Source organism: Caballeronia sp. M23-90 (assembly GCF_053574605.1).
Genome location: NZ_JBSIPA010000250.1, coordinates 1 through 9,514, shown reverse-complemented (window position 1 = coordinate 9,514; position 9,514 = coordinate 1). Strand labels below are relative to the sequence as shown.

9 protein-coding genes and 1 pseudogene are annotated in these 9,514 nt (G+C 59.2%); 2 read left to right on the top strand and 8 right to left on the bottom strand.

The window, feature by feature from the left end; genetic code table 11:
* The 4 genes and pseudogenes from ACRXB1_RS22030 to ACRXB1_RS22015 form a co-directional block, all read right to left on the bottom strand.
* Positions 1–460, bottom strand: a pseudogene (locus ACRXB1_RS22030) (hypothetical protein); the annotation flags it as partial.
* Positions 461–462: 2 nt separating this feature from the next.
* The gene (guaB, locus tag ACRXB1_RS22025; RefSeq protein WP_061999170.1) at positions 463–1,923 is read right to left on the bottom strand and encodes an IMP dehydrogenase; all 1,461 of its coding nucleotides are present in this window, start codon (positions 1,921–1,923) and stop codon (positions 463–465) included.
* Between the two features lie 199 nt (positions 1,924–2,122).
* Positions 2,123–2,455 (bottom strand): RnfH family protein, encoded by a 333-nt coding sequence (locus ACRXB1_RS22020; RefSeq protein ID WP_075359978.1) that lies wholly within the window; start codon positions 2,453–2,455, stop codon positions 2,123–2,125.
* Positions 2,452–2,886 (bottom strand): type II toxin-antitoxin system RatA family toxin, encoded by a 435-nt coding sequence (locus ACRXB1_RS22015; RefSeq protein ID WP_061999168.1) that lies wholly within the window; start codon positions 2,884–2,886, stop codon positions 2,452–2,454. Before ACRXB1_RS22015 ends, ACRXB1_RS22020 begins: the two co-directional genes overlap by 4 nt.
* Positions 2,887–2,985: 99 nt before the next feature.
* Between ACRXB1_RS22015 and smpB the strand changes: the two genes are divergently transcribed.
* A complete protein-coding gene (gene smpB, locus ACRXB1_RS22010) occupies positions 2,986–3,435 on the top strand; it encodes an SsrA-binding protein SmpB (RefSeq protein ID WP_061999167.1) in 450 nt (149 codons plus the stop codon).
* A 92-nt stretch (positions 3,436–3,527) separates the two neighbouring features.
* Here smpB and ACRXB1_RS22005 read toward each other — a convergent pair whose 3' ends face one another.
* The 3 genes from ACRXB1_RS22005 to ppsA form a co-directional block, all read right to left on the bottom strand.
* Positions 3,528–4,469 (bottom strand): SPFH domain-containing protein, encoded by a 942-nt coding sequence (locus ACRXB1_RS22005; RefSeq protein WP_056352725.1) that lies wholly within the window; start codon positions 4,467–4,469, stop codon positions 3,528–3,530.
* Positions 4,470–4,527: 58 nt separating this feature from the next.
* The gene (locus ACRXB1_RS22000) at positions 4,528–4,956 is read right to left on the bottom strand and encodes an NfeD family protein (protein WP_061999165.1); all 429 of its coding nucleotides are present in this window, start codon (positions 4,954–4,956) and stop codon (positions 4,528–4,530) included.
* Positions 4,957–5,094: 138 nt separating this feature from the next.
* Positions 5,095–7,500 (bottom strand): phosphoenolpyruvate synthase, encoded by a 2,406-nt coding sequence (gene ppsA / locus ACRXB1_RS21995; RefSeq protein ID WP_061999164.1) that lies wholly within the window; start codon positions 7,498–7,500, stop codon positions 5,095–5,097.
* A gap of 417 nt (positions 7,501–7,917) precedes the next feature.
* On the opposite strand from ppsA, the gene ppsR reads away from it, so the two are divergent.
* Positions 7,918–8,736: a posphoenolpyruvate synthetase regulatory kinase/phosphorylase PpsR gene (ppsR, locus tag ACRXB1_RS21990; protein ID WP_062000811.1), complete on the top strand. Its 819-nt coding sequence runs from the start codon at positions 7,918–7,920 to the stop codon at positions 8,734–8,736.
* Positions 8,737–8,789: 53 nt separating this feature from the next.
* Here ppsR and ACRXB1_RS21985 read toward each other — a convergent pair.
* Positions 8,790–9,514 (bottom strand): TrmH family RNA methyltransferase (locus ACRXB1_RS21985; RefSeq protein ID WP_449493208.1); only part of this gene is annotated, 725 nt, incomplete at its 5' end.

The window sequence follows — 9,514 nt, the reverse complement described above, 5'->3', positions numbered from 1 at the left end:
CCGACATCCGCAGCCCGAGCCAGACAATCAGGATCAGGCCCGACAACCACTCCACATGCCCTGAAACCTTCGCCGCGGTCGCAGTGAGAGCGCCATCGATGGCAGCGTGAAACCCGAGCCACGCAAATCCGATCAGCGCACCGAGCAACTGCCCGAAGCCGGTCACTTCCGACATCCGCAGCCCGAGCCAGACAATCAGGATCAGGCCCGACAACCACTCCACATGCCCTGAAACCTTCGCCGCGGTCGCAGTGAGAGCGCCATCGATGGCAGCGTGAAACCCGAGCCACGCAAACCCGATCAGCGCCACACCCAGCAACTGGCCGATCAAAGGCGGCTGCACGCGCACGAGATGCATCGATTCCCACAAGGATCCCCAGGGGCTCAGCAAAAACAGCACGCCAAACGCGAGGAAGATCAGTGCATTAACGACAAGTACAACGCGCAGCAGCGGTTTCATGGTCAGTCCACGTGGTAGTTGGGGGCTTCCTTCGTGATCTGGACGTCGTGCACGTGCGACTCGCGCATGCCGGCGCCCGTGATCTGGACAAACTCGGCCTTGTCGTGCATTTCGCCGATATTGCGGCAACCGCAATATCCCATGCTCGCCCGCACGCCGCCAATGACCTGAAACAGGATCGCATTGACCGAGCCCTTATAGGCGACCCGCCCTTCGATCCCTTCGGGCACCAGCTTGTCGATGTTCGCCGAGTTGTCCTGGAAGTAGCGATCCGCCGCGCCGTCCTTCATCGCGCCGACCGAACCCATGCCGCGATACGCCTTGTACTGGCGACCCTGGAACAGGAACACGTCGCCCGGGGACTCTTCCGTGCCGGCCAGCATGCTGCCCATCATCACGGCGTCCGCGCCGGCGGCAAGCGCCTTGCTGACATCGCCGGAAAAACGCACACCGCCGTCCGAAATCACCGGCACGCCCGAACCGCGCAATGCATCCGAAACATTCGCCACCGCCGTGATCTGCGGCACGCCGACGCCGGCCACGATCCGCGTGGTGCAGATCGAACCCGGGCCGATACCCACCTTCACGCCGTCCGCGCCGTATTCCACGAGCGCCTTGGCCGCCGCGGCCGTGGCGATATTCCCGCCAATCACTTCAATGTGCGGATAGTTCTGCTTCACCCAGCGCACGCGTTCGAGCACGCCCTGGCTATGGCCGTGCGCCGTGTCGACTACGATCACGTCCACGCCCGCCGCCGACAGCAGATCCACGCGTTCTTCGTTTTCCGGACCGACACCGACTGCCGCGCCGGCGCGCAGCTTGCCGTGTTCGTCTTTACAGGCGTCCGGGTGTTCGGTTTGCTTGGTGATGTCCTTGACCGTCATCAGGCCGCGCAATTCAAACGCGTCGTTGACGACCAGCACCCGCTCCAGCCGATGGCTGTGCATCAGCGCTTTGGCTTCTGCGAGCGGCGTGCCTTCCTTGACCGTCACGAGCCGCTCGCGCGGCGTCATGATCTTGCGCACTTCGTCGTCGAGACGTTCTTCGAAGCGCAAATCCCGGTTTGTCACAATACCGATCAACTGCGGCCCTTCGACCACCGGGAAACCGGAAATGCCGTGCTGTTGCGTCAAGGCGATCACATCGCGCACTTTCATTTGCGGCGGAACGGTGATCGGATCGCGCACGACGCCGGATTCGAAACGCTTTACCTTCGCGACTTCGCGGGCCTGTTCGGCTGATGTGAGATTCTTGTGGATGATGCCGACGCCGCCGAGCTGGGCCATCGCGATTGCGAGCCGGCCTTCGGTGACTGTGTCCATGGCGGCGGACAACAGGGGCATATTCAGGGAAATCTTGCGGGTTACCTGAGTTTTCAGGCTGGTGTCGCGCGGGAGAACGTTGGAAAACGCGGGCACGAGGAGCACGTCATCGAACGTGAGTGCTTTCTGGATCAGACGCATGGCAAATCCTATGGGCGCAAAACCGAATTATACCGATAGTTCCCCGGATTTTCACTGCCCGAACAGCGGCTTAGGTCGCGTTTGACCTCTACGATGCAATTTATGGGCCTCGGCGCTCAAGCCGCCTTTTCACTTTTTCGCTCGACTCAGGTTCGATCGAAGTTCGGTTTTGCGGAAGGCCCGAGATGACGCGCTGCGCTCAGCGGGCTTCCTTTCGCGTCCAGCGCCGCCCTTCTATGGATCCGCCGCGTCGTGTCTTTTCAACCCGCCGTTGGCGCGCGACCTTGGGATCGACCTTCAGCGGCCTATAAATCTCCACACGATCAAGATCCGCAAGCACGGCATCCAGCGATTGAATTTTCCCGAAGACACCAACTTTCAGCACCCCGAGATCGATCTCCGGAAAACGGGCCAGCAGCCCGCTCGCATCGATAGCCTCCTGCACCGTCACGCCCTCAGCCAGCGAAAGCGCGCATACCGCCCCCTTGCCGTCCGGCAACGCGTAGCAAACCTCAATGGAAAGGTTCGTCACTTCCCATACCGCTGGTCGGCGCGCTTCACGAACGAATCTACGAACGTGTGCGCAATGTGACTGAAAACAGGCCCGATGATCTTCTCGAGAATGATGTTCGAAAATTCGTAGTGCAGCGCGAACTCGATCTTGCAGGCGTCCGCCCGCAACGGCGTAAAGCGCCAATATCCGGTGAACTTCTTGAAAGGCCCGTCGAGGAACTCCATATCGATACTGGTCGGGCGCGTTTGCACGTTACGCGTCGCGAAATGCTGCTTGATACCCTTGAAATTGATGTGGATCTTCGCTTCCATGCTGTGCTCGTCGTGGCGGCCTACCTCCACGCCGCCACACCAGGGCAAGAAATTCGGGTAATCGGGGACATCGGTGACGAGGTCGAACATCTGCTCAGCAGAATGTCGGATCAATACAGTTTTCTGAACATCTGCCATAAAGGGCGCAACGCGTGGCAAGAGTGGGAAGCTTTGCGGGCTTTACCGGGCCCGCGCTGCTAAAATCAGGATTTTAAACGAGTTGGGCACTTTTCATTCATGAGCATCATCGACAACAGAAAAGCCTTCTTCGATTACTTCATCGAAGATCGCTACGAGGCGGGGCTCGTGCTGGAAGGGTGGGAAGTCAAGGCCCTCCGGGCTGGCCGCGGCCAGATCAAGGAAGGCTACGTCATCATTCGTGACAACGAGCTGTTCCTGATCGGCGCGCATATCAGCCCATTGCCCGAAGCCTCGACCCACATCCATCCGGATCCGGTCCGCACGCGCAAGCTGCTGCTGCATAGCGAAGAAATTTCCAAGCTCATCAGCAAGGTCGAACAAAAAGGCCACACGCTCGTGCCGCTGAACTTTCACTACAAAGGCGGCCGCGTGAAGTGCGAGATCGGCCTTGCCAAGGGCAAGAAGCTCCACGACAAGCGCGAAACCGAGAAGAAGCGCGACTGGGAACGCGAAAAAGCGCAAATCATGCGCGGCGCCAAGCATTGATCGAGGGCGTGCGCATGGCTGTCAGTATGGCAAAACAAAAAGGGCGTCGAGTGGTTGAGTCGACGCCCTTTTGCATTCAGCCACAGTAAAAATCAGCTTTTGCGGATCACGCCGCCCGGCGCGGCATCGCCCTTGATGATGGTCAGCGCGGACGCAATCATGGAACTCATCTCCGATAAATTCCCCGGCACGATCAGCGTATTGCCCTGCTTCGCAATGTTTCCGAACGCGGTGACGTATTGCTCGGCGACCTTCAGGTTCACCGCTTCCATGCCGCCCGCCGTCTGGATTGCCGCACCGATTTTCTCGATCGCCTGAGCATTTGCAACGGCCACCGCCAGGATTGCCGAAGCCTCGCCTTCTGCCTGGTTGATCTGCGCCTGGCGCTCGCCTTCGGACTTGTGAATGGCCGCTTCGCGCGCGCCCCAGGCAATGTTGATCTGCTCCTGCTTGCGACCTTCGGACGCAGCGATCACCGCCCGCTTCTCACGTTCCGCCGTGATTTGCGCCTGCATTGCGTGGAGGATCTCCTTGGGCGGGGTCAAATCCTTGATCTCGTAACGCAGCACCTTTACGCCCCAGTTTGCGGCTGCCTGATCGAGCGACGTGACAATACTGTGGTTGATGTAGTCGCGCTCTTCAAAGGTCTTGTCGAGTTCCAGCTTGCCGATGACCGAACGCAGCGTGGTCTGCGACAACTGCGTGATGGCATAGATGAAGTTGCTCGATCCGTACGATGCCTTCATGGCGTCGGTGACCTGAAAGTACAGCACGCCATCCACCTGAAGCTGCGTGTTGTCGCGCGTGATACAAACCTGGCTCGGCACTTCGAGCGGAATCTCCTTGAGCACGTGCTTGTAGGCCACCCGATCGATAAACGGCAGCACGATCGTCATGCCCGGCGTCAACGTCGCGTGATAACGCCCCAGCCGCTCGAGCACCCAGGCATGTTGCTGCGGCACGATCTTGATCGTCTGCGCGGCAATCGCAATAACGATGATCAACAAAATTGCCCCGATGATAGTCACGTCCATCTCCACTCCTTAACAATGCATGTCCTGCTGATAAAGGCTTGAACCCCGGTCCAACATCTCAGCGCTTGGCCGCCACAACCAGTGTGTTGCCGGAAAACGCCGTGATTCTGTAGAGCTGCGCACCTTCGGTTTCACCCGGCGCCAGTTCTATATCCCACTCGGCGCCGCGATACATCGCCCGCGCGCGGCCTTCGTGCCATTCGTTGACCTTCAGCGTCTCGCCAATGTCCAGGTTTACGCCCGGATCATGCGATGCGTCCCGGCGCGCAGGACGCCCGAGCTTCGAACGCCGCAACACGGCTCCCGCGATCACCGCGACCAGCGCGGCCACGAGCAATTCGATCTCAAGTCCCGCTCCCACCAGATGCGCGATCCCGCCCGCCACAAATCCAAGCGCGATCATCAATAGATAAAACGTGCCCGACATCAACTCGAGCAAGACGAGCGCGCCGGCGCCGATCCACCAGAAAAATCCGTTAGCAGCCATTGCCTATCTCCTGACCCGCTCCAAACAAAAACACCCCGGATGGTGTCCGGGGTGTTATAGCACGCTTACGGTTTTGAAAGCTTGATAAGAAGCCTTCTTGCCGATCGCGCGACCTGCCTGCAGCCGACTTTTGCAGCCTTACTTGTTCAACGCCTTCGCAAGCGTCTTCCACGTGTCGATGATCGTATCCGGATTAAGCGACATCGACGCGATGCCTTCCTTCGCAAGCCATTCAGCAAGGTCCGGATGATCCGAAGGACCCTGACCACAGATACCCACGTACTTGTTCAGCCGCAAACATGTTTCGATAGCGCGCTTCAGCATGAACTGCACAGCGGGATCGCGTTCATCGAAATCGACTGCGAGCAACTCCATGCCCGAATCGCGGTCCAGGCCCAGCGTGAGCTGCGTCAGGTCGTTCGATCCGATCGAGAAGCCGTCGAAGAATTCAAGGAACTCTTCAGCAAGGATCGCGTTCGACGGAATCTCGCACATCATGATCAGGCGCAGGCCGTTCACGCCGCGCTTGAGACCGAACTTCTCGAGCAGTCCAACAACCTTCTCGGCCTGCTTCAAGGTCCGCACGAACGGCACCATGATCTCGACGTTGTCGAGGCCCATCTCTTCGCGCACCTTCTTCAGCGCAATGCATTCCATCTGGAAGGCTTCAGCGAAGTCCTCCGAGATATAACGCGATGCGCCACGGAAGCCGAGCATCGGGTTTTCTTCGTCCGGCTCGTAACGCGAACCGCCGATCAGCTTCTTGTACTCGTTCGACTTGAAGTCGGACAGGCGCACGATCACCGGCTTCGGATAGAACGCCGCTGCAATCGTCGCGATGCCTTCCGTCAGCTTGTCGACATAAAACGCCCGCGGCGATGCATGACCACGCGCGACGCTTTCCACGGCTTTCTTCAAATCGGCATCGATATTCGGATACTCGAGAATCGCCTTCGGATGCACGCCGATGTTGTTGTTGATGATGAACTCGAGCCGCGCCAGGCCCACGCCTGCGTTAGGCAGATGCGAGAAGTCGAAAGCCAGTTGCGGGTTGCCGACGTTCATCATGATCTTGACCGGAATCTCGGGCAACTCGCCGCGCTCGACTTCGGTTATTTCGGTTTCCAGCAGGCCGTCGTAGATCTTGCCTTCGTCGCCTTCCGCGCACGACACCGTCACCAACTGGCCTTCTTTCAGGAGGTCGGTAGCATCGCCGCAACCGACGACTGCCGGCACACCCAGCTCACGCGCGATGATGGCCGCGTGACACGTGCGTCCGCCGCGATTCGTCACGATCGCCGATGCACGCTTCATCACCGGTTCCCAGTTCGGGTCGGTCATGTCCGCGACCAGCACGTCGCCGGGCTGGACGCGATCCATCTCGGACGGATCGTGAATCACGCGCACGGGACCCGCGCCAATCTTCTGGCCGATGGCCCGACCCGTTGCGAGCACGTTCGACTGGCCCTTCAACTTGAAGCGCATTTCAGCCTTGCCCGCGTTCTGGCTCTTCACCGTTTCAGGACGTGCCTGCAGGATGAAGATCTTGCCGTCGCGGCCGTCCTTGCCCCACTCGATATCCATTGGACGCTGATAATGCTTTTCGATGATCACCGCGTACTTCGCGAGCTGGATCACGTCTTCGTCGGTGATGGAAAAACGGTTGCGCTGCTCGTGCGATACGTCGACCGTCTTCACGCGACCGGCTTCACCGGCCTTCGTGAATTCCATCTTGATGAGCTTCGAGCCAATCGAGCGACGGATGATCGGGTACTTGCCCTGTTCGAGCGTGGTCTTGAAGACGTAGAACTCGTCCGGATTCACGGCGCCCTGCACGACCGTTTCGCCAAGACCGTAGCTCGACGTGATGAACACGGCGTCCTTGAAACCCGATTCGGTATCGAGCGTGAACATGACGCCGGCTGCGCCCACGTCCGAGCGAACCATGCGCTGCACGCCTGCCGACAACGCCACTTCAGCATGCGTGAAACCCTTGTGCACGCGGTACGAAATGGCGCGGTCGTTATACAGCGATGCGAACACGTGCTTCATGCGATCGAGCACTTCGTCGATGCCGACCACGTTCAGATAGCTTTCCTGCTGACCTGCGAACGACGCGTCCGGCAAGTCTTCAGCGGTCGCCGACGAACGCACGGCAAACGACAGTTCTTCCGGGGAGCTCGCCTGAAGTGTGTCGAAGCCTTTGCGGATCAGTTCTTCGAGGCGCGGCTGCATTGGCGCGTCGACGATCCATTGACGAATCTCCTTGCCTGCTTCGGCCAAGGCTTTTACATCGTCTACGTCGAAGAGTTCAAGACGTTTGGCGATGCGCTCAGTCAGGTCGTTGTGATGCAGGAAGTCGCGAAATGCCTGCGCCGTGGTCGCAAAACCAGTCGGCACCTGCACGCCGGCTTCGGCGAGCTGGCTGATCATTTCGCCGAGTGAGGCATTCTTGCCGCCGACAATGTCGACGTCGGTCATTCGCAACTGCTCGAATGGAACTACATACGCCTGGTCCTTTGCAACGTTAGCTTCGTTAGTCATACAAGCCCCTAAGGTGGATGGAATTCACGATCATGCAAGTGGGCTCGATGCGGCGGCGTTGATTGGCAACGCGTACCGCAACCTGCATAACCTGTTTGATAAGCAACCGCATAAGACTTCCTGAGCCACGATGACGGCTCGGCCGAACTCGCCGCCACCAATCAAATTTGCTTTGAAAACCGAACAAGTTCGCCCAGAACGCGTGATTTATACGTAACTTCGCGCAATTCACGGGCAGAACGTTCGCAATTGCTTATCGAACAGGTTGCCGCTATTCTACCGTGATGGCTCTCGAAATGTTCTATTGCGGGGCATAAATCCGCTGCGAAATGAGACCCTTCACACGTGTTACGTGTGGCGACGCACATCGGCGATAATCGCCTCATTCTTTCACGTCATTCAACGCTCACCACGCCGATGCCGCCAACCGTATTTATCGTTTCAGATGGCACCGGGATCACTGCCGAAACCTTCGCGCACTCGATCCTCTCCCAGTTCGATCAAAAGTTCCGGCTCGTGCGCGTGCCGTTCGTCGACTCCACGGACAAGGCGCATGCGACCATCGCGAAGATCAACGAGGCTGTCTCCCTCGATGGCCGCCGCCCGATCGTATTCACCACGCTGGTCGACAGCGAGTCCAACGAGATCGTGCAGCGTTCGAACGCGCTGGTGCTGAACATGTTCCAGACGTTCATCGAGCCGTTGGAAATCGAACTCGACATCAAGTCCACGCATGCAATGGGCCGCGTTCACCAGAACGCCGACACGGACGAGTACAAGAACCGGATCGAGGCGATCAACTTTTCGCTCGCGCATGACGATGGACAGTCGAACCGCAACCTGGAAGATGCCGATGTTATCCTGGTCGGCGTATCGCGCAGCGGGAAGACGCCGACCTCCTTGTACCTGGCAATGCAGTACGGCGTGAAAGCGGCCAACTATCCGCTGATCCCGGAAGACTTCGAGCGCGGCCGCTTGCCGACGCCTTTGCTGCCGTATCGGGAAAAGATGTTTGGTTTGTCGATCGATCCGCAGCGGCTGGCCGAGATCCGCAACGAGCGCCGCCCGGGAAGCAAGTACGCCGCGCTTGAAAATTGCCGCTACGAAATCAACGAAGCCGAAGCGATGATGAAGCGCGAAGGCGTCAAGTGGTTGTCGTCGACGCATAAGTCGATCGAGGAAATCGCCACCACGATCTTGCAGGAGATTCGCCTGGAGCGGCCTTCGTATTATTAGCAGGCGGCGACCTTCAGCAAAAAGCCGTTTCAACTTGCGTTGAAACGGCTTTTTTATAAGCGTCGCTGCCGGCACTGCTCGAAGATGCACACCGCCGCAGCCGCCGCCACATTCAGCGACTCCATGCCACCGGGCTGTGGGATCGTCACGCGCAACGCCGCATGATCGCGCCAGAACGTCGAAACGCCCGCGCCTTCATTGCCCATCACCCAGGCCAGCGGGCCGGACAAATCGATGTCGTAGAGCGCCTTCGCGCCGTGCGAATCGGTGATGGTAACCCGCACTTCGGGTTCGAGCCGCGACCGCAGATCTGCTGCCTCGACATCCTCATAGACGTTCAGCAGGAAATGCGCGCCCATGCCGGCGCGCAAGACCTTCGACGACCATGCGTACACCGTTCCCGGCGCACAGAACACGTGCTGGATCCCCGCCGCCGCCGCGCTCCGCAAGATGGAACCGACATTGCCGGCATCCTGAACCCCATCGAGCACGATGCAGCTTTGATCCACACGCACAGGCAAAACCGGCGCAATCCGGTCAACCAGCAACACCATGCCCACGCCGTGCACAACACCCGACAATTGCCCGAACAAGGCATCGGGCAACGTATGGACCCGTGCGGGATCAATGCGGGCAACGATCTCGCGCGCTTCATCGTGCTGCAACGCGCCTTCGGTCACCACGCAAGTCTCGGGCTGTCCGGCCGCTTGCAGATAGGCATCGGCGAGATGCAGGCCTTCCAGCAGCGCCTGGCCGCTGCGGCGCTGCTGCGCCGTCA